16 protein-coding genes are annotated in these 23118 nt (G+C 59.6%); 12 read left to right on the top strand and 4 right to left on the bottom strand.

Annotated elements, in window-relative coordinates; all coding sequences use genetic code 11:
* Positions 1-9 precede the first annotated feature (9 nt).
* The 3 genes from V7Q49_RS21430 to tadA are packed head-to-tail and all read left to right on the top strand — an operon-like array spanning position 10 to position 2565.
* Positions 10-1362 (top strand): PTS transporter subunit EIIC, encoded by a 1353-nt coding sequence (locus tag V7Q49_RS21430; protein WP_156264366.1) that lies wholly within the window; start codon positions 10-12, stop codon positions 1360-1362.
* 3 nt (positions 1363-1365) lie between these two features.
* Positions 1366-2001, top strand: a complete 636-nt coding sequence (gene yfhb / locus V7Q49_RS21425; protein WP_333854996.1) for a phosphatidylglycerophosphatase C — start codon at positions 1366-1368, stop codon at positions 1999-2001.
* Positions 2002-2025: 24 nt separating this feature from the next.
* Positions 2026-2565 (top strand): tRNA adenosine(34) deaminase TadA, encoded by a 540-nt coding sequence (gene tadA, locus V7Q49_RS21420; protein WP_333854994.1) that lies wholly within the window; start codon positions 2026-2028, stop codon positions 2563-2565.
* On the opposite strand, the gene mltF is transcribed toward tadA, so the two are convergent.
* The gene (gene mltF, locus V7Q49_RS21415) at positions 2447-4003 is read right to left on the bottom strand and encodes a membrane-bound lytic murein transglycosylase MltF (protein ID WP_333854992.1); all 1557 of its coding nucleotides are present in this window, start codon (positions 4001-4003) and stop codon (positions 2447-2449) included. The genes tadA and mltF overlap by 119 nt on opposite strands.
* 268 nt (positions 4004-4271) lie before the next feature.
* On the opposite strand from mltF, the gene purL reads away from it, so the two are divergent.
* The 5 genes from purL (at position 4272) to glnB (ending at position 12691) form a co-directional block, all read left to right on the top strand.
* Positions 4272-8159: a phosphoribosylformylglycinamidine synthase gene (gene purL / locus V7Q49_RS21410; RefSeq protein ID WP_333854990.1), complete on the top strand. Its 3888-nt coding sequence runs from the start codon at positions 4272-4274 to the stop codon at positions 8157-8159.
* Positions 8160-8738: 579 nt separating this feature from the next.
* Complete coding sequence (gene qseE, locus V7Q49_RS21405) at positions 8739-10172, top strand: two component system sensor histidine kinase QseE/GlrK (protein ID WP_333854988.1); 1434 nt, start codon at positions 8739-8741, stop codon at positions 10170-10172.
* Positions 10169-10939 (top strand): two-component system QseEF-associated lipoprotein QseG, encoded by a 771-nt coding sequence (gene qseG / locus V7Q49_RS21400; RefSeq protein WP_333854986.1) that lies wholly within the window; start codon positions 10169-10171, stop codon positions 10937-10939. The genes qseE and qseG overlap by 4 nt, the downstream gene beginning before the upstream one ends.
* Complete coding sequence (gene glrR / locus V7Q49_RS21395) at positions 10936-12273, top strand: two-component system response regulator GlrR (RefSeq protein WP_333854984.1); 1338 nt, start codon at positions 10936-10938, stop codon at positions 12271-12273. The genes qseG and glrR overlap by 4 nt, the downstream gene beginning before the upstream one ends.
* Before the next feature lie 79 nt (positions 12274-12352).
* Positions 12353-12691 carry a nitrogen regulatory protein P-II gene (gene glnB / locus V7Q49_RS21390; protein WP_106994577.1) on the top strand — a complete coding sequence of 113 codons (339 nt, stop codon included), beginning with the start codon at positions 12353-12355 and terminating at the stop codon, positions 12689-12691.
* A gap of 83 nt (positions 12692-12774) precedes the next feature.
* Here glnB and hmpA read toward each other — a convergent pair whose 3' ends face one another.
* Complete coding sequence (gene hmpA / locus V7Q49_RS21385; protein WP_333854981.1) at positions 12775-13965, bottom strand: NO-inducible flavohemoprotein; 1191 nt, start codon at positions 13963-13965, stop codon at positions 12775-12777.
* 305 nt (positions 13966-14270) lie between these two features.
* Here hmpA and glyA point away from each other — a divergent pair, with 305 nt between their 5' ends.
* Positions 14271-15524 (top strand): serine hydroxymethyltransferase, encoded by a 1254-nt coding sequence (gene glyA / locus V7Q49_RS21380; RefSeq protein WP_333854979.1) that lies wholly within the window; start codon positions 14271-14273, stop codon positions 15522-15524.
* Positions 15525-15572: 48 nt separating this feature from the next.
* On the opposite strand, the gene V7Q49_RS21375 is transcribed toward glyA, so the two are convergent.
* Both V7Q49_RS21375 and V7Q49_RS21370 read right to left on the bottom strand, forming a co-directional pair.
* The gene (locus V7Q49_RS21375; RefSeq protein ID WP_333854977.1) at positions 15573-15995 is read right to left on the bottom strand and encodes a DoxX family protein; all 423 of its coding nucleotides are present in this window, start codon (positions 15993-15995) and stop codon (positions 15573-15575) included.
* Between the two features lie 126 nt (positions 15996-16121).
* The gene (locus tag V7Q49_RS21370; protein WP_333854975.1) at positions 16122-17318 is read right to left on the bottom strand and encodes an ROK family transcriptional regulator; all 1197 of its coding nucleotides are present in this window, start codon (positions 17316-17318) and stop codon (positions 16122-16124) included.
* Positions 17319-17433: 115 nt separating this feature from the next.
* On the opposite strand from V7Q49_RS21370, the gene V7Q49_RS21365 reads away from it, so the two are divergent.
* From V7Q49_RS21365 to V7Q49_RS21355, 3 genes are all read left to right on the top strand, one after another.
* Positions 17434-20709 (top strand): DUF5107 domain-containing protein, encoded by a 3276-nt coding sequence (locus V7Q49_RS21365; protein ID WP_333854973.1) that lies wholly within the window; start codon positions 17434-17436, stop codon positions 20707-20709.
* Between the two features lie 71 nt (positions 20710-20780).
* The gene (locus tag V7Q49_RS21360; protein ID WP_333854971.1) at positions 20781-22223 is read left to right on the top strand and encodes a sugar porter family MFS transporter; all 1443 of its coding nucleotides are present in this window, start codon (positions 20781-20783) and stop codon (positions 22221-22223) included.
* Positions 22220-23065, top strand: coding sequence for an aldose 1-epimerase (locus V7Q49_RS21355; protein ID WP_333855044.1), 846 nt, complete (start codon positions 22220-22222; stop codon positions 23063-23065). Before V7Q49_RS21360 ends, V7Q49_RS21355 begins: the two co-directional genes overlap by 4 nt.
* Positions 23066-23118 lie beyond the last annotated feature (53 nt).

Below are 23118 nucleotides of genomic sequence, written 5' to 3'. Positions count from 1 at the left end.
GAGGCGTACATGGAAAAAACAGCAGCCCTCGCCAGCGATATCCTCGCGGGTATTGGCGGGGAGAACAATATTCGCCGTCTGGAAAACTGCATGACGCGGGTGCGGGTGGAAGTCCAGGATGATGACAAGCTCGATCTGGCGCGGCTGAAAAAACTGCCTGGGGTCAGCGGCTACGTGAAACAGGGGGAGCAGCATCAGCTGATCGTCGGCCCCGGCAAGGCCGCACAGGTGGTGGACGCCATGCGTTCGCTGATGGGCGGGGCGGTGATGGATGACGCCGAGCGCACCAAAGCGCAGGTGAAGGCCAAATACAAAGCCCCGATGAGCGACGCGCTGCGCCAGCTGGCCAACGTCTTTATACCGCTGATCCCGGCCTTTATTGCCTCGGGGCTGATCACCGGGATCATCAATATTCTGAAACGCCCGGACATTGTTGGCGACTTCGCAACCCACTATCCGAACCTGCTGGGGATCCTCGGTATTTTCGGCAGCGCGGTCTTTGCCATCATGAACATTCTGGTGGGGGTGAACACCGCCAAAGTGTTCGGCGGCTCGCTGGCAATGGGCGGGGTGATGGCGGGGATCCTCTCCAGCCCACAGCTGGCGCAAATCACTCTGTTTGGTGAGGCGCTGCAGCCGGGGCGGGGCGGGGTGATCGCCGTGCTGCTGGTGGTGGTGTTGATGTGCTGGATTGAGAAGCGGCTGCGCAATATCCTGCCGGGCTCGCTGGAGCTGATCTTCAATCCGCTGCTGACCACCTTAATCACCGGCAGCGTGGCGATTATCGCCCTGCAGCCGCTGGGTGGCGTGATCTCTGAATCCATCGCCCACGGCGCGTCCTGGGCTATCGATCGCGGGGGATTCCTGGTGGGCGGGGTACTTTCGGGTACCTTCCTGCCGCTGGTATTGACCGGCTTACATCAGGGCCTGGTGCCGATCCACGTTGAGCTGGTGCAGGCGCATGGTTACAACGCCCTGCTGCCGATACTGGCGATGGCCGGTGTCGGGCAGATCGGCGCGGCGATTGCGGTGCTGATGAAAACCCGAAATGAACGCCTGAAAAAGGTGATCAAAGGGGCGCTGCCGGTCGGGCTGCTGGGGATCGGTGAACCGCTGATCTTCGGCGTCACCCTGCCGCTGGGCAAGCCGTTTATCGGGGCCTGTCTTGGCGGCGCGGTCGGCGGGGCGCTGATCAGTTACTGGAAAGTAGCGACCGTTATCACCTTTGGTATTTCCGGATTACCCCTGGCATTAACCATCGTGACCGGAAAAGTCATGCTCTATCTGTTAGGCTATCTGGTAGCGGTGATCGCCGGGTTCCTGTTTACCTGGCTGTTAGGGTTCAACGATCCAGAGGAGTAAGGTTTGGTCAATCACGAGCGTCGCGTAGTCTTTTTTGATCTGGACGGAACGCTGCATCAGCAGGATATGTTCGGCACCTTTATGCGCTATTTGCTGCGCCGACAGCCCCTGAATGCCCTGCTCGTGTTACCTCTGCTCCCCATCATCGGCGGCGCGTTGCTGATTAAAGGCCGCGCCGCCCGCTGGCCGATGAGCCTGCTGCTGTGGGGCTGCACCTTTGGCCACAGCGAAGCGCGCCTCAAACAGCTGGAGAAAGAGTTTGTCAGCTGGTTTCGCGGGCATGTCACCGCCTTCCCGGTGGTGCAGGAGCGGCTCACCAACTATCTGAACGCCAACGATGCCGATATCTGGCTGATCACCGGCTCACCGCAGTCGCTGGTCGAGCAGGTCTATTTCGATACCCCCTGGCTGCCGCGCGTCAACCTGATTGCCACCCAGATGGGACGCGCTTACGGCGGCTGGGTGCTGACGATGCGCTGCCTCGGCCACGAGAAGGTGGTGCAGCTGGAGAAGAAAATCGGCACCCCGCTGCGGCTCTATAGCGGCTACAGCGACAGCAAGCAGGATAACCCTCTCCTCTACTTCTGCCAGCACCGCTGGCGCGTCACGCCGATGGGCGAACTGCAGCAACTCGAATAGTCTTATCTATAACGGGTGTGTATAATGCGCCCGCTTTTCAGACTGGAGTATGCTGCGTTGTCCGACCCTGAATTTAATCATGAATACTGGATGCGCCATGCGCTTCAGCTTGCCAAACGCGCCTGGGATGAGGGTGAAGTCCCTGTGGGTGCCGTACTGGTCCACAATAACCAGGTAATTGGCGAAGGCTGGAACCGCCCAATCGGGCGCCACGATCCCACCGCCCATGCCGAAATCATGGCTCTGCGCCAGGGCGGGCTGGTGCTGCAAAACTACCGCCTGCTGGACACCACTCTCTATGTCACCCTCGAACCCTGCGTCATGTGCTCCGGCGCCATGATCCACAGCCGCATCGGCACGGTGGTGTTTGGCGCAAAGGATGAAAAAACCGGGGCGGCAGGTTCGCTGCTGGACGTGCTCAGACATCCCGGCATGAACCATCAGGTCAATGTGTTGGGCGGGGTGCTGGCACCAGCGTGTTCGGAGATGCTAAGTGCGTTCTTTCGAATGCGGCGTCAGCAGAAAAAGAGACAAAAGGCAGAATCGAAGTTATCGGGCGAGTAAGCTCATCCGGCGACACCACCGGATAACTTTGCGCCAGCTGCTGTGCCGCCTGCGCCTCTCGCTCTTTCTCCATCAGATATCCCACCAGGCTTATCTGGTATTTGCGGATATTCTCCACGTAGGCGTACGCCTCGTGACCCCGCGCGTAGCCATAGGTTAACTTGTCGTAATACGGCTTCTGGCTCAGCAGTGGCAGGCGCTGTTTTACGTCAGACCAGCTGTCGGGGTTGCCTTTGGTTTTGGCCGTCAGGGCGCGGGCATCAATCATATGGGCATACCCCATGTTGTAGGCCGCCAGCGCAAACCAGATCCGCTCCTCTTCCGGCACCGTCTCCGGCACCTTAGCCATCATATCCTGCAGATAACGAGCCCCGCCGCTGATGCTCTGTTCAGCGTCGGTGCGGTCGGTCAGGCCGAGGCTCTGGGCGGTGTTTTTGGTCAGCATCATCAGGCCGCGCACGCCGGTGGGTGAGGTGGCCTGCGCATCCCAGTGCGACTCCTGATACGAGATAGCGGCCAGCAGGCGCCAGTCAATCTCCTGGGCGTACTTCTCAAACAGCGGCTGCAGATCCGGCAGGACGTTATCCACGGCGCGGAGGAAGCTGCGGGTATCGACATAGTCGAAGTCATCCCCGTGGCCGAGGTATTTCTCCTCCAGACGCGCCAGGGTGCCGTCCTCATTCATCCCGTTGAAGAAATCGAGCATTGCGGCGGAGAGCGTCTGGTCGGCATCGAGCGGGCTGAACCAGGTGACGGGCTGCTCGTCAGTGACGTCCAGCGCCACCGCCAGCTCCGGGTGGACACGCTGGAACAGGCTGATGGCCACCGAGTCCGCGATGGTGTAGGGCAGCTTGCCGTCGGTGACCTGCTCAAGCAGCGCCGTGGTGCCCTGCTTCTCGTCCACCGTCCAGCTGAGGTTGGGGTACTTCTTCTCTTTCAGCGCCCGCAGGTCGTCAATCACCACATGCCCCGTGGCGACGGTGAGCTGCTCTGCGGTGAGGCTGGCAAGCGTGCGCGGACGCAGGCTCCCAACGCGATAGACCAGCTGCTGCGAAACGGAGTAGTAGGTGGGGCCAGGCTGATAGTTCTTGCTGCGCTCGCTGTTATAGACCAGACCGGCGGCCAGCAGATCGGCATCGTCATTATCCAGATCGTCAAACAGCTGGCTGATGTTCTGGCGTACGGTAATTTTGAGCTTCACGCCCAGGTAGTCAGCAAAGTGCTGCGCCAGTTCGTAATCCAGGCCAATCACTTTGTTGTTGATCGCGCTATAGGTCAGCGGCGAAGAGATTGTACTGACGCGCAGCTCCCCCCGCGCCTGAATAGCGGCGATACGGTTTTCGGCTTTGCCGAACCAGGGGATTGAAGGCCACAGGGCCGCTGCCAGCAGCAGAGTCACTATGCCGATGAACAGATAATTAATCTTTAATTTTTTCAATAAGTTGATTCTATGAGCTGTCTATTATTCTGGTTTATCGTCGCCACAGTAAAAACAAGTATTACCAAAGATTTCGCGGCATTTTGCGTAAAGTTACGCCACTTGGCAACTTATTAGCGGGAAAGGCAACACCAATGGTTAAATGACGGCAGCGATTTTATTACGACGCAAACGGTTTCGTCGGCGCGCTGGATCCACTATAATAGCGCCCGTTTTCCCCCCTTGCGCACACTGTAAGCGCCTCCGGCGCTTCGAAGACGAGAGACTTATGATGGAAATTCTGCGTGGTTCGCCTGCACTGTCTGCCTTCCGTATCAACAAACTGCTGGCACGTTTTCAGGCGGCCGACCTTCCGGTAAGCAATATTTACGCTGAGTATGTCCATTTTGCTGACCTGAATGCTCCCCTGACGGCAGAGGATTTAGTCCGGCTTGAGCGCCTGCTGAAGTACGGCCCAAGCCTGAGCAGCCATACCCCGAACGGTAAACTTCTGTTGGTTACGCCTCGTCCGGGCACCATCTCCCCCTGGTCTTCTAAAGCAACCGACATCGCCCGCAACTGTGGTCTGAGCCAGATTGACCGTCTGGAGCGCGGCGTGGCGTATTACGTTGAAGCCTCAACCCTGACCGATGCCCAATGGGCCGCTGTGGCAACCGAACTGCACGACCGCATGATGGAGAGCGTGTTTGCCTCTCTGGACGACGCGCAGAAACTCTTCTCCCACCACCAGCCTGCGCCAGTACAGAGCGTGGATCTGCTGGGTGAGGGCCGTCAGGCGCTGATTGACGCCAACCTGCGTCTCGGTCTGGCACTGGCAGAAGATGAAATCGACTACCTGCAGGATGCGTTCGTTAAGCTGAACCGCAACCCGAACGATATCGAACTTTATATGTTCGCGCAGGCCAACTCTGAGCACTGCCGTCACAAGATCTTCAACGCCGACTGGGTTATCGATGGCGAGCAGCAGCCGAAGTCGCTGTTCAAAATGATCAAAAACACCATGGAAAAAACCCCTGACCACGTGCTGTCTGCCTATAAAGACAACGCCGCGGTCATGGAGGGTTCCGAGGTGGGCCGCTTCTTCGCCGATCGCGAAGCAGGGCGCTATGACTTCCACCAGGAGCCTGCGCATATCCTGATGAAGGTCGAAACCCACAACCACCCGACGGCCATCTCCCCGTGGCCGGGTGCGGCAACCGGCTCCGGCGGTGAAATCCGTGACGAAGGTGCAACCGGTCGTGGGGCTAAGCCAAAAGCGGGTCTGGTGGGCTTCTCCGTTTCCAACCTGCGTATCCCGGGCTTCGAGCAGCCGTGGGAAGAGGATTTCGGTAAGCCAGAGCGCATTGTGACCGCGCTGGACATCATGACCGACGGCCCGCTGGGCGGCGCGGCCTTTAACAACGAATTTGGCCGTCCAGCCCTGAACGGCTACTTCCGTACCTACGAAGAGAAAGTGGAGAGCCACAACGGCGAAGAGCTGCGCGGCTACCACAAACCGATCATGCTGGCGGGCGGGATCGGCAACATTCGCGCCGATCACGTGCAAAAAGGCGAGATCGTCGTCGGTGCGAAGCTGATCGTCCTCGGCGGCCCGGCGATGAACATCGGCCTGGGCGGCGGGGCGGCCTCTTCTATGGCCTCCGGTCAGTCTGATGCGGATCTCGATTTTGCTTCCGTTCAGCGCGACAACCCGGAAATGGAGCGCCGCTGTCAGGAGGTGATCGACCGCTGCTGGCAGCTGGGCGACGCTAACCCGATCCTGTTTATTCATGACGTCGGCGCGGGCGGCCTTTCTAACGCCATGCCGGAACTGGTAAGCGACGGCAACCGCGGCGGACGCTTCAACCTGCGCGACATCCTGAGCGATGAGCCAGGCATGAGCCCGCTGGAGATCTGGTGTAACGAATCCCAGGAGCGCTACGTGCTGGCCGTTGCCCCGGATCAGCTGCCGCTGTTTGATGAGCTGTGCCGCCGCGAGCGCGCGCCGTACGCGGTAATCGGTGAAGCCACCGAAGAGATGCACCTCTCCCTGAGCGATACCCATTTCGACAACCAGCCGATTGACCTGCCGCTGGACGTGCTGCTGGGCAAAACGCCGAAGATGACCCGCGACGTCCAGACCCGTAAAGCCAGCGGTAAAGCCCTTGACCTGCAGGGCGTGACCGTTGCCGAGGCGGTGAATCGTGTGCTGCATCTCCCGGCCGTGGCGGAGAAAACCTTCCTCGTGACCATCGGTGACCGCACCGTGACCGGCATGGTTGCCCGCGATCAGATGGTGGGCCCGTGGCAGGTGCCGGTGGCAAACTGCGCGGTAACCACCGCCAGCCTCGACAGCTACTACGGTGAAGCCATGGCGCTGGGCGAACGCTCCCCGGTTGCCCTGCTGGACTTCGCCGCCTCTGCCCGTCTGGCGGTAGGTGAAGCACTGACCAACATCGCCGCCACCCAGATTGGCGACATCAAACGCATCAAGCTCTCCGCCAACTGGATGGCCGCAGCCGGTCACCCGGGCGAAGATGCGGGCCTGTACGAAGCCGTTAAAGCGGTAGGTGAAGAGCTCTGCCCGGCGCTGGGCCTGACCATTCCGGTGGGCAAAGACTCGATGTCGATGAAAACCCGCTGGCAGGAGGGCAGCGAGCAGCGCGAGATGACTTCGCCGCTGTCGCTGGTCATTACCGCGTTTGCCCGCGTGGAAGACGTGCGCCATACCATCACCCCGCAGCTCTCGACCGAAGACAACGCCCTGCTGCTGATTGACCTCGGTAAAGGTCATAACGCGCTGGGTGCCACCGCCCTGGCACAGGTTTACCGCCAGCTGGGCGATAAAGCGGCAGACGTGCGCGACGTGGCGCAGCTGAAGGGCTTCTACGATGCCATTCAGGCGCTGGTGGCCCAACGCAAACTGCTGGCCTACCACGACCGTTCCGACGGCGGCCTGCTGGTGACCCTGGCCGAGATGGCCTTCACCGGCCACTGCGGCGTGGAAGCTAACATTGCCAGCCTGGGCGACGATCGTCTGGCGGCGCTGTTCAACGAAGAGCTGGGTGCGGTGATTCAGGTACGTGCCGCCGATCGCGAGGCGGTGGAAGCGCTGCTGTCCCAGCACGGTCTGGGCGACTGCGTGCATTACCTGGGTAAAGCGGTGACCGGGGATCGCTTTGTTATCGACGCCAACGGTCAGGCCGTCTTTGCCGAAAGCCGCTCCACGCTGCGCATGTGGTGGGCAGAAACCACCTGGCAGATGCAGCGTCTGCGCGACAACCCGGCGTGCGCCGATCAGGAGCACGAGGCGAAAGCCAACGACAACGATCCGGGTCTGAACGTCAAGCTGTCGTTTGACATCAACGAAGACATCGCCGCGCCGTATATCGCGAAGAGTGCCCGTCCGAAAGTGGCCGTTCTGCGCGAGCAGGGGGTGAACTCCCACGTTGAGATGGCAGCTGCCTTCCACCGTGCGGGCTTCGATGCCATCGACGTCCACATGAGCGACCTGCTGGCAGGCCGTACCGGTCTGGCCGATTTCCAGGCGCTGGTGGCGTGCGGCGGCTTCTCCTACGGCGACGTGCTGGGGGCAGGCGAGGGCTGGGCGAAATCCATTCTCTTCAACGACCGCGTCCGCGACGAGTTCGAGACCTTCTTCCACCGTCCGCAGACCCTGGCCCTGGGCGTCTGTAACGGTTGCCAGATGATGTCGAACCTGCGCGAGCTGATCCCGGGCAGTGAAGCCTGGCCGCGCTTTGTGCGTAACCAGTCCGACCGCTTCGAAGCGCGTTTCAGCCTGGTAGAAGTGACCCAGAGCCCGTCTCTGCTGCTGCAGGGGATGGTGGGATCGCAGATGCCAATCGCCGTGTCTCACGGTGAAGGGCAGGTTGAAGTGCGTAACGCCGCGCACCTGGCGGAACTGGAGAGCAAAGGCCTGGTGGCGCTGCGCTTTGTCGATAACTTCGGTAAAGTCACGCAGACCTACCCGGCGAACCCGAACGGCTCAGCCAACGGCATCACCGCGGTGACCAGCGAAAGCGGTCGCGTTACGGTGATGATGCCGCACCCTGAGCGCGTGTTCCGCACCGTCAGCAACTCCTGGCACCCGGAGAACTGGGGCGAGGATAGCCCGTGGATGCGTATCTTCCGCAACGCGCGTAAGCAGTTGGGTTAAGCGATCGTTGTTGTGCCCGGTGGCGCTTCGCTTACCGGGCCTACAAAGGACGGATGAGTTTTGTAGGCCGGGCAAACGCAGTGCCGCCCGGCAATTCTCCTCGGTGTCGCAAATGTGCGACAATCCTCACATAGTGATGTCGCCATTTGGCGACATTTAACTTATTGATTCTTATAGAGCTCACAATAAGCCTGTAAGGGTGTTGCTAATAAGCGACAGATAGCCTGAAAATCATCTCATCCGCAATTACCGTCCATCGCTATAAAAGTATATATAAATTAACAATTTAATATTTTTATTTGCATTCTGGCACATCTGTTGCATAATAATAACCAGTGGCTCATTCACCCTCTTATGTCAGCCCCTTCGGGACGCGCTACATAAACTTCGAATGACGCACAAAAAGGTGCCTGCCGTCCAACTACTGATCATAGCGTTGCTTTATCAGACCCAGGGCGAAACGTCGAGTTAGGCACCGCCTCATTCCATAACAAAGCCGGGTTTTTAACCCGGCTTTGTTGTATCTGAAGGGTTGTCCAGCTAGCATCCTCTTACCCCCTCGTCACAGAGAGTAATGCGTTGAAACGCTGGCCTGTTTTCCCTCGCTCCTTGCGACAGTTAGTCATGATGGCATTCCTGCTGATCCTGCTGCCTCTGCTGGTCCTGGCATGGCAGGCATGGCAGAGCCTGAATGCCCTTAGCGCCCAGGCGGCGCTCACCAACCGTACCACCCTGATTGATGCCCGGCGCAGCGAGGCAATGACCAACGCCGCGCTGGAGATGGAGCGCAGCTACCGTCAGTACTGCGTGCTCGACGACAGGACGCTGGCGCGGGTGTATCAGAATCAGCGCAAGCGCTACAGCGAAATGCTCGATGCCCATGCCAGCGTGCTGCCGGACGACAAGCTCTATCAGGCCTTACGCCAGGATATCAATGCGCTGGCGCAGCTCCAGTGCCTTAACAGCGGCCCCGATGCGATGTCTGCCATGCGGCTGGAGGCCTTTGCCAACGCCAATACCGAGATGGTGCAGGCGACCCGGGCGGTGATCTTCTCCCGCGGGCAGCAGCTCCAGCAGGAGATTGCCGAGCGCGGCCAGTTCTTTGGCTGGCAGGCGCTGGTGCTGTTTCTGGTCAGCCTGGTCTTGGTTCTGCTCTTCACCCGCATGATTATCGGCCCGGTGAAGGGCATCGAGCGGATGATCAACCGGCTGGGGGAGGGGCGCTCCCTGGGTAATACCGTCATCTTTACCGGCCCGCGCGAGTTGCGCTCGGTCGGGCAACGCATCATCTGGCTCTCAGAGCGGCTGGCGTGGCTCGAATCCCAGCGCCACCAGTTTTTACGCCATATCTCCCACGAACTGAAAACCCCCCTGGCCAGCATGCGCGAGGGTACGGAGCTGCTGGCCGATGAAGTTGCCGGGCCGCTGACGCCGGAGCAGGGCGAGATTGTCGAGATCCTCGATGCCAGCAGCCGCAATCTGCAAAAGCTGATTGAGCAGCTGCTCGACTACAACCGCAAACTGGCCGACGGTATACCTGAGCTGGAGCGCGTAGAGCTGGCCCCGCTGGTGGATATGGTGCTCTCCGCCCACAGCCTGCCTGCACGGGCTAAAATGATGCATACTGAACTGGCACTCTCGACACCCGCCTGTTTAGCCGAACCCATGCTGCTGATGAGCGTGCTGGATAATCTTTATTCCAACGCGGTGCACTATGGTATTGAATCCGGTACCATTTATATTCGCAGTTTTACGCGCGGCTCGCGAGTCTGTATCGATGTTGCCAACACCGGAAACCCGATCCCCGACGATGAAAAAACGATGATCTTCGAACCCTTTTTCCAGGGGAGCCATCAACGCAAAGGGGCGGTTAAGGGAAGCGGTCTGGGGCTGAGCATCGCCCGCGACTGCATTCGTCGTATGCAGGGAGAGCTTAATCTTGTCACTGACGACCGTACCGATGTCTGTTTTCGCATCGAACTGCCGCTTGAGTCGGAAAAATCACTGAAATGAATCTAAGTCTGGTGAGTATGTCACACGTCTTTTCCCGCGCCATTAACGCGGTATTTTCCGGCCACTTTATCCGCCTGAGCCTTCCCTGCCTGCTGCTGGCCGGCTGCGTCACTCACGCGCCAGCGCCAACGATTAGCGACAAGCAGGATGAAAAATTGCCTGAACATCAGCTGGCGGACTTCCTCTCTACCGACTGCAATAATATCTGGCAGCTGCACGGTCAGGAGACCGACAGCAACCCGCTTTACTGGCTGCGCGGCATGGATTGTGCGGATCGGCTCTCACCCGCCGCCGCGCGCGCAGAGGCCCGGGGCTTGACTGACGATACCTGGCAGGAGAGCTTTAAACGCGGGCTGCTGCTGGCCAATGCCAAAATTAACCCGGTGGAGCGGCGCGTGTTAACCACCCGGCTGGATGCGCTGAGCCCGCAGATCCCCGCCCAGGTGCGCCCGCTGTATCAGCTCTGGCGACACGGGCAGGTGCTGCAATTGCAACTGGCGGAAGAGCGTTCCCGCTACGGTAAGTTACAGCAGACGACCGACGGTGAGCTGGATACCCTGCGCCAGCAGCAGCAATATTTACGCACGCAGCTGGACACCACCACCCGGAAGCTGGAGAACCTGACCGATATTGAACGCCAGCTCTCCACCCGTAAGCCGGTCAGTAACTACCTGCCGGATGCGCCGAAGAGTGCGACCCCGTCCGCCGACGGCGATGCGGCGGCACCGGACAGCGATACACCGAAACAAGAGGACGTAAAGCCATGACAAGCCGAAAACCTGCGCATCTTTTGCTGGTGGATGACGACCCCGGCCTGCTGAAGCTGCTGGGCATGCGTCTGGTGAGCGAGGGCTACAGCGTGGTGACCGCCGAAAGCGGTCAGGAAGGGCTGAAGGTGCTGGGGCGCGAGAAGATCGATCTGGTCATCAGCGACCTGCGAATGGATGAAATGGACGGCATGCAGCTGTTCACCGAGATCCAGAAGCTGCAGCCCGGCATGCCGGTGATTATCCTCACCGCTCACGGCTCGATCCCGGATGCGGTGGCCGCCACCCAGCAGGGGGTCTTCAGTTTCCTCACCAAGCCGGTGGACAAAGACGCGCTCTACAAAGCGATAGACGATGCGCTGGAGCACGCCGCACCGTCCGGCGACGAGACGTGGCGGGAGACGATTGTCACCCGCAGCCCGATCATGCTGCGGCTGCTGGAGCAGGCGCGGATGGTGGCCCAGTCCGATGTCAGCGTGCTGATTAACGGCCAGAGCGGCACCGGGAAGGAGATCCTCGCCCAGGCCATTCACAACGCCAGCCCGCGCGGCAAAAATGCCTTTATTGCCATCAACTGCGGTGCGCTGCCCGAGCAGCTGCTGGAGTCGGAGCTGTTTGGTCATGCGCGCGGAGCCTTTACCGGCGCGGTCAGCAGCCGGGAAGGGCTGTTCCAGGCCGCGGAGGGCGGCACGTTATTCCTCGATGAAATTGGCGATATGCCCGCGCCGCTGCAGGTCAAACTCCTGCGCGTGCTGCAGGAGCGCAAGGTCAGGCCGCTCGGCAGCAACCGCGATATCGACATCAACGTGCGTATTATCTCCGCCACCCACCGGGATCTGCCTAAGGCGATGGCGCGCAACGAGTTCCGTGAAGACCTCTTCTATCGTCTCAACGTCGTTAACCTGAAGATCCCGGCGCTGGCGGAGCGAGCGGAAGATATTCCGCTGCTGGCGACCCAGCTGTTGCGCCAGTCCGCCGAGCGGCATAAGCCCTTTGTGCGTGCGTTTTCCACCGACGCCATGAAGCGGCTGATGACCGCCAGCTGGCCCGGCAACGTGCGCCAGCTGGTGAACGTGATTGAGCAGTGCGTGGCGCTTACCTCCTCGCCGGTGATCAGCGATGCGCTGGTAGATCAGGCGCTGGAGGGAGAGAACACTGCCCTGCCGACCTTCGTCGAGGCCCGCAACCAGTTTGAGCTTAACTACCTGCGTAAGTTACTGCAGATCACCAAAGGCAACGTCACCCACGCCGCGCGGATGGCCGGGCGTAACCGCACCGAGTTTTATAAGCTGCTGTCGCGCCACGAGCTGGAAGCAAACGATTTTAAAGAGTGATGCGCTAAATTCCGCCTGAATATGATACTGTGAGCAACCGATTACGAGGCAGCTGACAGGCATAAGTTTAAGGACCACCATGAAAAAGATTGATGCGATTATTAAACCTTTCAAACTGGATGATGTACGTGAAGCGCTGGCGGAAGTCGGCATCACCGGCATGACGGTGACAGAGGTGAAAGGCTTTGGTCGTCAGAAGGGCCACACTGAACTGTACCGTGGCGCGGAATACATGGTCGATTTCCTGCCGAAGGTAAAAATTGAAATCGTGGTGTCGGACGACATCGTGGAGACCTGCGTGGATACCATTATCCGCACCGCGCAGACCGGTAAAATCGGTGACGGTAAAATCTTCGTCTTTGACGTGTCGCGCGTGATCCGTATCCGTACCGGCGAAGAAGACGACGAGGCGATTTAACATTGCTAACGGTTTTGTAGGCCGGGTAAGGCGCAGCCGCCACCCGGCGAAAAAAAAGCCCCTCGAACGAGGGGCTTTTTGCATTACAGCACCTTATGCGGGCCGAAGCATTCGTAGTGAATGTTGTCTTTATTCACGCCCAGCTCAAGGAGCTGCGCCGCGGCATACTGCATAAAGGCTACCGGGCCACAGACGTAGAACTGCATCTCCGGCGCATGGAACTGCGCTTTATGCTGGCTTAATGCCATCAGCCCTTCGCTGTCGAAGCGGGCTGCCGCACGGTCGTCATCCGACGGCAGGCGGTACCAGGTATGGGCGGTAAAGTGCGGCAGGCCGGCTGCGAGGGTTTTCACTTCATCAGAAAAAGCATGCACTTCGCCATTCTCTGCGGCGTGGAACCAGTTCACCTGGGCTTTATGCTGTGATTTTGCCAGGGTATCCAGCATCGCCAGCATTGGGGTCTGGCCGACACCGGCGGAGATCAGCGTCACCGGGGTATTGGCCTCCACCGCCATAAAGAAATCGCCCGCCGGTGCGGCCAGATGCACCACATCACCGACGCGGGCGCTGTTATGCAGCCAGGTAGAGACCTGACCGCCTTCCTCGCGTTTCACCGCAATGCGATAGCCTTTGCCGTTTGGCTTGCGGGTCAGGGAGTACTGGCGGATCTCCTGATGCGGGAAGCCTTCCGGTTTCAGCCACACGCCCAGGTACTGACCCGGCTGGTAATCGGCAACCGGCTGGCCGTCGACCGGCTCAAATTCAAAGCTGGTAATCAGCGCGCTGCGCGGGGTTTTTTCCACGATACGGAAGGCGCGGGTGCCTTCCCAGCCGCCGTTCTTGCTGGCGTTTTCGCTGTAGATTTGCGCTTCACGGTTGATAAACACATTGGCCAGCACGCCGTAGGCTTTGCCCCACGCGTCCAGCACTTCCTGACCCGGGCTGAACATCTCATCCAGGGTGGCCAGCAGATGGCCGCCAACGATGTTGTACTGCTCGGGTTTGATCTGGAAGCTGGTGTGTTTCTGGGCGATTTTTTCCACCGCAGGCAGCAGCGCCGCCAGGTTCTCGATGTTGCTGGCATACGCGGCAATGGCGTTGAATAACGCTTCACGCTGATCGCCGTTACGCTGGTTGCTCATGTTGAAAATTTCTTTGAGCTCCGGGTTGTGCGCGAACATGCGATCGTAAAAATGGGCGGTGAGTTTCGGGCCGGTTTCGACCAGCAGGGGAATAGTGGCTTTAACGGTCGCGATGGTTTGTGCGTCTAACATAGCAGCTTCCTTCAAATGTTACTTTAATGATGTATTTTATATGCATCTTATAAAAAATAACCCTGCTTTGTAAATGGTTCTTTGCAACTTGAATTATCTGCATCACAAACCTGAAAAGAAATCCGCTTTGCAGGTCGAGTGCGTTATTCCTCAAACCCTTGCGTGGCGGGTAGGTAAACGTTTGCGTAAAATCGTTTGTCAAGACCTGTTATCACTCTGCTAATCAGTTATACTGTTGCCCGTCGTCCAACTGGACCGCCTTTTTCAGGCAAAAATTTACTTGTTAGCTGAGTCAGGAGATGCGGATGTTAAAGCGTGAAATGAACATTGCCGATTATGATGCCGAACTGTGGCAGGCTATGGAGCAGGAAAAAGTACGTCAGGAAGAGCACATCGAACTGATCGCCTCCGAAAACTACACCAGCCCGCGCGTAATGCAGGCGCAGGGCTCTCAGCTGACCAACAAATACGCTGAAGGTTACCCGGGCAAGCGCTACTACGGCGGTTGCGAATACGTTGATATCGTTGAGCAGCTGGCGATCGACCGTGCCAAAGAGCTGTTTGGCGCAGACTACGCTAACGTGCAGCCGCACTCCGGCTCTCAGGCTAACTTCGCCGTTTACACCGCGCTGCTGCAGCCGGGCGACACCGTGCTGGGTATGAACCTGGCGCAGGGCGGTCACCTGACTCACGGCTCCCCGGTTAACTTCTCCGGCAAACTGTACAACATCATCCCTTACGGCATTGATGAGACCGGTAAAATTGACTACGAAGACATGGCGAAGCAGGCCAAAGAGCACAAACCGAAGATGATCATCGGTGGCTTCTCTGCTTACTCCGGCGTGGTTGACTGGGCAAAAATGCGTGAAATCGCCGACAGCATCGGCGCATACCTGTTCGTCGACATGGCGCACGTTGCCGGTCTGATCGCCGCAGGCGTCTACCCGAACCCGGTGCCACACGCACATGTGGTGACCACCACCACCCACAAAACCCTGGCAGGTCCACGTGGTGGCCTGATCCTGGCGAAGGGTGGCGACGAAGATCTGTATAAAAAACTGAACTCTGCCGTGTTCCCAAGCGCGCAGGGCGGCCCGCTGATGCACGTTATCGCGGCAAAAGCGGTAGCGCTGAAAGAAGCAATGGAGCCTGAGTTCAAAGTTTACCAGCAGCAGGTTGCCAAAAACGCCAAAGCGATGGTGGAAGTGTTCCTGAACCGTGGCTACAAAGTGGTTTCCGGCGGCACTGAAAACCACCTGTTCCTGCTGGATCTGGTGGATAAAAACCTGACCGGTAAAGAAGCTGACGCTGCCCTGGGCCGCGCCAACATCACCGTGAACAAAAACAGCGTACCAAACGATCCGAAGAGCCCGTTCGTGACCTCCGGTATCCGTATCGGTTCTCCGGCTGTCACTCGCCGCGGCTTTAAAGAAGCGGAAGTGAAAGAGCTGGCGGGCTGGATGTGTGACGTGCTGGACAACATCAATGACGAAGCCGTTATCGAACGCGTGAAAGCCAAAGTACTGGATATCTGCGCGCGCTTCCCGGTTTACGCATAATTCTGCCTTGCAGAACAAAAAGGCCGCGCATGCGGCCTTTTTTTATGGCTAACGTCGGTCGATGGAGATCGCCCCCGGTCCGGTGACCGCCAGCAGCAGAAAACCACCAGCAATACTGATGTTCTTGAAGAAGTTAATCATATTGGGCATCACCGCGTCGCCACTCATATCCCAGTAGTGGTGACCAATCACCGCCGTTCCCAGGGTATAGAAGACGAACAGCACCGCCAGCGGACGGGTAAAAAAGCCGAGCACGATCAGGAACGCGGCGGGCACTTCCATGATCACCGCCACAATGGCCGCCAGCATCGGCATCGGAGCGCCCAGCTTCGCCATATATTGCACCGTGCCGTCGAAACCGAACATTTTTGGCACGCCGAAGATAATAAACAGGGCGACGAGGGCGAGACGGGCGATCAGCAGGATCAGCGCCCGGGACTGACCAAAATCGAAATACCGTAATGTGTTCATGACAGGCTCGTTGTGGGTGGGATTTAATTTAAAGCTAATACACAAAATGCCGACCCGCCATTCAGCTTTTCTTCATAATTCAGGCATTAGAATGATGTCAATTTACGCACTAGCGGCATCTCCCCGTCAGCCCGCCTCCAGCGCATCCTCCACAAACAGATAACCAATACCGATAATCTGCTGCTGCCGGGTTAAGCCGCCAAAGGCGATTTCCGTTTGCCGGTTACGCACGGCATCCCCCTGATCGAAGGGAGTAAAACCAATCTGGCGATTAATGGTCTGCAGCCAGCGCTCGCCAAAGGCGCAGCTGCGGCCGTAGAACCAGATTTGGTTGATATTAAGGATGTTAAGCAGATTGTAGAGCGTCAGGCCGATGGCGTTGGCGGCCTCGTCTGCCCAGCGCTGAATATTGGCGTCACCCTGACGCCAGGCGTCCAGCAGCTGCAGGCTGGTGAGGCTATCCGGGTCGAGACTCAGGGAGCCGGGCTGGGATTTCAGCCACAGCCGGGCCTGTTTTTTGAGGGCCGACAGGGAGGCGACCGTCTCCAGGCAACCGTAGCGCCCACAGGCGCAGGCTACCCCGTCGCGATCGAAAATAGTGTGGCCAATCTGCCCGCTGCCGTTCAACGTCCCGCGGTAGACCTGCCCGTTAATGACGAACGAGGAGCCAATGCCGTAATCGACGTTAATCACGCAGAAATCGTCCCGGTTGGCCGGGTTTTGCCATTTTTCCGCCAGCGCCAGCATCACGCAGTCGTTATCCACCATTACCGTGATGCCCAGCTTCTCTTCCAGCAGATACTTAATCTCGACCGGTTTTTTCCAGGGTGCCTGGGGCATGATCTGCGACACCCCGGTGGCGGTATCCACCTGGCCGTGGATCCCGAGGGCCAGATTGATCCGCTGCCCCGGCCAGCGTTTACGCTGCTGCTGCCACAGGCTTTCGATGGCCTGCAACAGCGCCTCCGGCGTGCGGGCGTTGACGTCGGTCCAGGTAAACTCACCCAGCGGCGACATGCGCCCGTCGATCAGCTGGCTCTCTATGCTGGTGGGGCTGACATTCATGCAGAGTATCAGTGGGCCCTCATCGGGGATCTGATAATGACCGCTGTTCATCCCCCGGGTACTGAGGTTTTCACTGGAATGCCCCAGCTTTTTATCGGCCACCAGCTCGTCCAGAATTTTACTGACGGCGGGGATCGACAGCCCGGTGTGCTGGGCCAGCTGCGATTTGCTCAGGCGCTTGTAGCGCCAGATCAGCGCCATGATGGTGCGTCGGTTATGCTGCCGCACCCGCTGGTTGTTGAGACCGGCTATCTGCATTTCACTAAACTCCGTTAATAGTATTGCGTGAGCATTACGCAATCAGTGCGCTGAATTCCTCTCTACACTGCCATCTTATCGCTTTTTACTGTTATTTGTTTACTGGAGAGTGAATATGTCTGGAGCAGTGAAGGTCTGGCGGGAGACCGTCGCATTACCGACGTGGACCACCGGCGCAGAAGATACTAACCCGATGTTCCTCGAGAAACGCGTATATCAGGGATCCTCCGGTGCGGTCTACCCCTACGGCGTGACCGATACCCTGACCGGGATCCGCGAAATGTGCGATTACCAGGCGGTATGGATGGAAAACGACTTCATCCGCATCATGCTGCTGCCGGAGCTGGGCGGACGTATTCATCGCGCATATGACAAAGTGCAGGAGCGTGATTTCGTCTACTACAACGAAGTGGTGAAACCAGCGCTGGTGGGCCTGCTGGGGCCGTGGATTTCCGGCGGGATCGAATTTAACTGGCCGCAGCACCATCGTCCGACCACCTTTATGCCAGTCGACGTGACCCTCCAGGCTCAGGACAGCGGGGCGCAGACCGTCTGGCTGGGCGAGGCCGAGCCGATGCGTGGCCTGCAGGTGATGACCGGCTTTACCCTCTACCCGGACCGGGCGTTGATTGAAATCACCGGCAAAGTCTTCAACGGCAACGCCACGCCGCGCCACTTCCTGTGGTGGGCCAACCCGGCGGTGAAGGGCGGAGACGATCATCAGAGCGTCTTCCCGCCGGACGTCACGGCGGTGTTTGACCACGGCAAGCGTGCGGTCTCAGCCTTCCCAATCGCCACCGGCACCTACTATAAGGTCGATTACTCCGCGGGCGTGGACATCTCGCGCTACAAAAACGTGCCGGTCCCGACCTCCTACATGGCGGAAAAATCGGCCTACGACTTTGTCGGCGCCTACCATCACGGCGAGCGGGGCGGGCTGCTGCACGTGGCCGATCATCACGTTTCCCCGGGTAAAAAGCAGTGGTCCTGGGGGCATGACGATTTTGGCCGCGCCTGGGATCGCAATCTGACCGATGACAACGGTCCCTATATCGAGCTGATGACAGGGGTTTTCACCGACAACCAGCCTGATTTCACCTGGCTTGCCCCTTATGAAGAGAAGATCTTCGTGCAGAACTTCCTGCCCTACAGCGAGCTGGGGCAGGTGCACAACGCCAACACGCAGCTGGCGCTTAAGCTGGAACGTCGTGAGCAGCAGCTTCGCCTCGGCCTCTACGCCATCGCCCCGCTTAATGCCGTGCGCCTCGAGCTGACCGCAGACGATAAGCCGGTGTGGGAGACGCAGCTGACCCTGATGCCGGGGGAAAGCTGGCAGCAGGCTCTGGCGGACGAATGGCCGCAGCGCTTAACCCTGAAGGTAAAAGACAATTCGGGCCGCACCCTGCTGCATTATCAGGAGCATATCGCCGAAGAGACCCCGCTGCCGGACCCGGCCACCGCACCCGCCATGCCGGAAGCCATCAGCAACAGCGATGAACTCTATTTCATCGGTCAGCATCTGGAGCAGTACAACCACGCCAGCCGCTACGCGGAAGATTACTACCGCCGTGCGCTGGAGCTGGATGCCTACGACTATCGCAACAACGTGGCGCTGGGTACCCTGGCGCTGAACCGCGCCGACTGGGCGCAGGCGCAGCGCTGTGCCGAAGCCGCGCTGGTGCGCGCACACAAGCTGAATAAGAACCCGCGCGATGGCGAAGCCAGCCAGCTGCTGGCGACGGCGCTGGAGCGTCAGGGGGACGATGATGCCGCCTGGGATCACTACTACAAAGCCTCGTGGAGCGGGAACTGCCGCGATGCCGCGTTCTGGTCGCTGGCGCGGCTGGCAATGAAGCGCGGGAACCCGGCTGACGCGCTGGAAAAGGTCGATATCAGCCTCGGCATCAATGCCAGCAACAATCTGGCGATGGGGCTTAAAGCGCTGGCCCTGGCTCAGCTTGAGGGCGAAGATGCCGCGCAGGCGTACATTGCGAGTTGCCTGCAAAGCCATCCTCTCAGCTACGCCCTGCATTACGCGCGCTGGGCCATCGGTCGGGACGAGGCTGCGCGTGACCAGCTGCTACAGGTCACCGGCCGTCGCGGGGCCAATGCCTGCGTGCTGGCGGGCTGGTTAACCTCAATGGGCATGCGCGACGCCGCCCGTGAGATGCTGGATCTGCTCGACAGCCAGGAGACCTTGCCCCAGCTCTGGCAGGCCGCGTTAAGCGACGATCCCGCCACCCGCGCCCGCTACATTGCCGCCGCGCGCCACAGTGAGCCTAACCGGGTGCGTTTCCCGAACGCGCTGGATGAAGTGCAGATGCTGCAAACCCTGCAGGATGACCCATTCGCCCGCTATCTGCTGGGCTGCTTCTGGTACAGCAAACGGCGTTATGACGATGCGGTGCTGTGCTGGCAAACTACCCTGGCGCAGGAGCCGAACTTTGCCCCCGCGCACCGCCTGCTGGGGATCCATGCCTGGAACAAACAGCACAACCTGGCGCTGGCCGGTCAGCATCTGCAACGCGCCGTGGCGCTGGAGCCCGACAACCCGCGCTTCCTGTTTGAGCTGGATTATCTGCATAAGCTTACCGGCCAGCCGGTGGCGAAACGCCTCGCCATGCTCACCGAGCGGGAGGACGTGGCCCTGAAACGCGATGACCTGACCGCGGAGCTGTTGAGTCTGTGGAACAGTTCCGGGCGCTACGACGCGGCGGCGCAGGTACTCGAGGCGCGTCAGTTCCATCCGTGGGAAGGCGGCGAAGGCAAAGTGACCGGGCAGTATCTGATCAACCAGCAGCACCGCGCGTTGCAGCACATTGCCCGGGGCGAGTTCCGCGAGTCGATGGCCCTGCTGCAGGCGGCGCTGCGCTATCCGCACAATCTGGGGGAGGGGCGTCTGCCGGGGCAGACCGATAACGATATCTGGTATCTGCTGGGTTACTGTCACGCCCGCAGCGATGCGCAGGCCGAGGCGCAGCGCTGCTTTGCCCGGGCGGCACAGGGGGGCTCGACCCTCGATGCCGGGCGCTACTACAACGATCAGCCGGCGGATTACCTGTTCTGGCAGGGGATGGCCCTGCGGCAGCTGGGCGACAGCGCGGCGGCGGAGCGCCACTTCCAGGGGTTCCTGGCCTGGGTGCAGGCCCATCGCGACGATGTCCCGGAAGCGGACTTCTTTGCGGTCTCACTGCCGGATCTGGTGGTCCTGGATACGCCAGCCGGTCAGCAGCATCAGCAGCACTGCCTGTTTATTGAGGCGCTGGGCCATGCGGGGCTGGGTGAGATGGCCGCCTGTAAACGCCAGCTCGGAGCCCTGCTGGCACTGAACCCGGCCCATGATAAAGCGCATCTGATCCAGCATGCGCAGGCCACCCACATTTTCCATTAACTGACCCGGCGGGTGGGGAGACCCACCCGTTAACCCTCTGTACCCTGCGTTTCCCTTAAAGAGGAATCAACATGAATAACAGTGCGCAGACACAACTGAAAATGGGCTACGTCTGGACAATCTGTCTGGTCGCCGCCTGCGGTGGATTACTGTTTGGCTACGACTGGGTGGTGATTGGCGGGGCCAAACCCTTCTATGAAGCCTGGTTCTCGATTACCGACCCGGCGCAGTCCGGCTGGGCGATGAGTTCCGCCCTGGTGGGCTGTATCTTCGGGGCTTTAATATCTGGATGGTGCGCCGACAAATTTGGCCGTAAGTGGCCGCTGATCCTCTCGGCGGTGCTGTTCAGCGCCTCGGCGTGGGGCACGGCGGTGGCGAGCAGCTTTGACATGTTCGTGGTCTATCGCATCGTCGGCGGGGTCGGGATTGGCCTGGCCTCCGCCCTCAGCCCGCTCTATATCGCCGAGGTCAGCCCGGCGGATAAGCGCGGTCGCTTCGTGGCCATTAACCAGCTGACCATCGTGGTGGGTGTACTGGCGGCGCAGCTGATTAACCTGCTGATTGCCGAGCCGGTCGCCCCCGGCGCGACGCAGGAGGCCATTGTCCACACCTGGAACGGCCAGACCGGCTGGCGCTGGATGTTTGGTGCCGAGCTGGTGCCGGCCCTGGCGTTCCTGGTGCTGATGTTCTTTGTCCCGGAGTCCCCGCGCTGGCTGATGAAGGCCGGCAAGCCGGAACGCGCCCGCGCCATGCTGGAGCGTATTGGCACCCCGGAATACGCCAGCCAGACCTTAAAAGAGATCGCCCACACCCTGGAAAAAGACACCCAGAAAGTGGCGTTCTCTACCCTGCTGCAGCCGCAGGTCAAACCGATCGTGATCATCGGCATGGTGCTGGCGATGTTCCAGCAGTGGTGCGGGATCAACGTCATCTTCAACTATGCCCAGGAGATCTTCGCCTCGGCCGGGTTTGATATCAACGACACCCTGAAGTCGATCGTGGCGACCGGCATCATTAACCTGGTCTTTACCCTGGCGGCGCTGCCGCTGGTGGACAAAATTGGCCGCCGCAAGCTGATGCTGTTGGGCGCATCGGGCTTAACCCTCATCTACGTGCTGATTGCCAGCGCCTACGCGATGAACATCATGGGCTGGCCGGTTCTGCTGCTGGTGCTGGCAGCGATTGCCATCTATGCCCTGACCCTGGCCCCGGTGACCTGGGTGCTGCTGTCGGAGATCTTCCCCAACCGCGTGCGCGGTCTGGCGATGTCGATGGGGACGCTGGCTCTGTGGATCGCCTGTTTCCTGCTGACCTACACCTTCCCGCTGCTCAATGCCGGGCTGGGGGCTGCGGGCAGTTTCCTGCTCTACGGGGTAATCTGCGCCGCAGGGTATCTCTACATCCTGCGTAAAGTCCCGGAAACCAAAGGCGTGACCCTGGAAGCGCTGGAAGAGCAGCTGGAGAAACAGCACAGCAAAGTGGCCGCGACGGCGGATGCCGGGCGCGTACACTGATGGACCTGCTGTTGATAGAAAACGCGCATCTGCGGATGCGCGTCAACCCGCAGGGCGGCGGGTTGCAGGAACTCTTCTCCCTCACCCATGGGCAACCCGTGCTGTGGGATGAGGGCGACAGCGCGCTGTTTCCGATGGTGCCGCTGGCCAACCGGGTGGCAGGCAATGGCTTTGCATTTCAGGGGCGAAATATTCAGCTGCCGCAAAGCCCGGTGGACGAGCGCTTCTTTTTGCACGGGGACGGCTGGCAGGCACGCTGGGAGGTAGCGTCGCTCACCGCTACCGAATGCGTTCTGACGCTGCGCCGCCAGCATGACTGCGGCTTTGATTATCAGGCGGTGCTGCGCTATGAATTGCGCGAGCATGTACTGCGGACGGAGCTGATGCTCACCCATCTCGGGCCGCAGCCGATGCTGTACGGCCTGGGCTTTCACCCGTGGTTTTACTTTGATGCCCATAGCCGCCTGCAATTTTCCGCCAGCGGCTTCTGGCCGGAAGGGGAGCACCATTTACCCCAGGCGTGGCAGAGCGCGATCCCGCCGGATATCGATTTCAGCACGGGGCAGCAGGGGAGCGATAGCTGGCTGAATGTCGGCTATTCCGGCTGGAACGGCGTGGCGACCATTCAACGTGATGTGATGAGTATCACAATTACCGCGCAAACTCCGTGGCTGATGCTGTTCAGAATGTCGGGTAAATCATTCTTATGCCTCGAGCCGCAGAGTCATCCGGTCAACGCCCATAACATGCCCGGGCAGCCTGGGCTGGTGGTTTTACGCCCGGGGAACAGCACCCAATTTGCGATTGAAATTGCCGTTGAAAGTGCCGCCGGTAGTTGTTAATCAGCGGTTAATACCCGCTTGCGCCAGCCTGTTTTTACCGCCAGACTATCGCC

This window comes from Leclercia sp. (assembly GCF_036780805.1).
Lineage (GTDB): Bacteria > Pseudomonadota > Gammaproteobacteria > Enterobacterales > Enterobacteriaceae > Enterobacter.
Note: the sequence above shows the minus strand (reverse complement) of the source record. Positions and strands in the feature narration are given on the sequence as shown.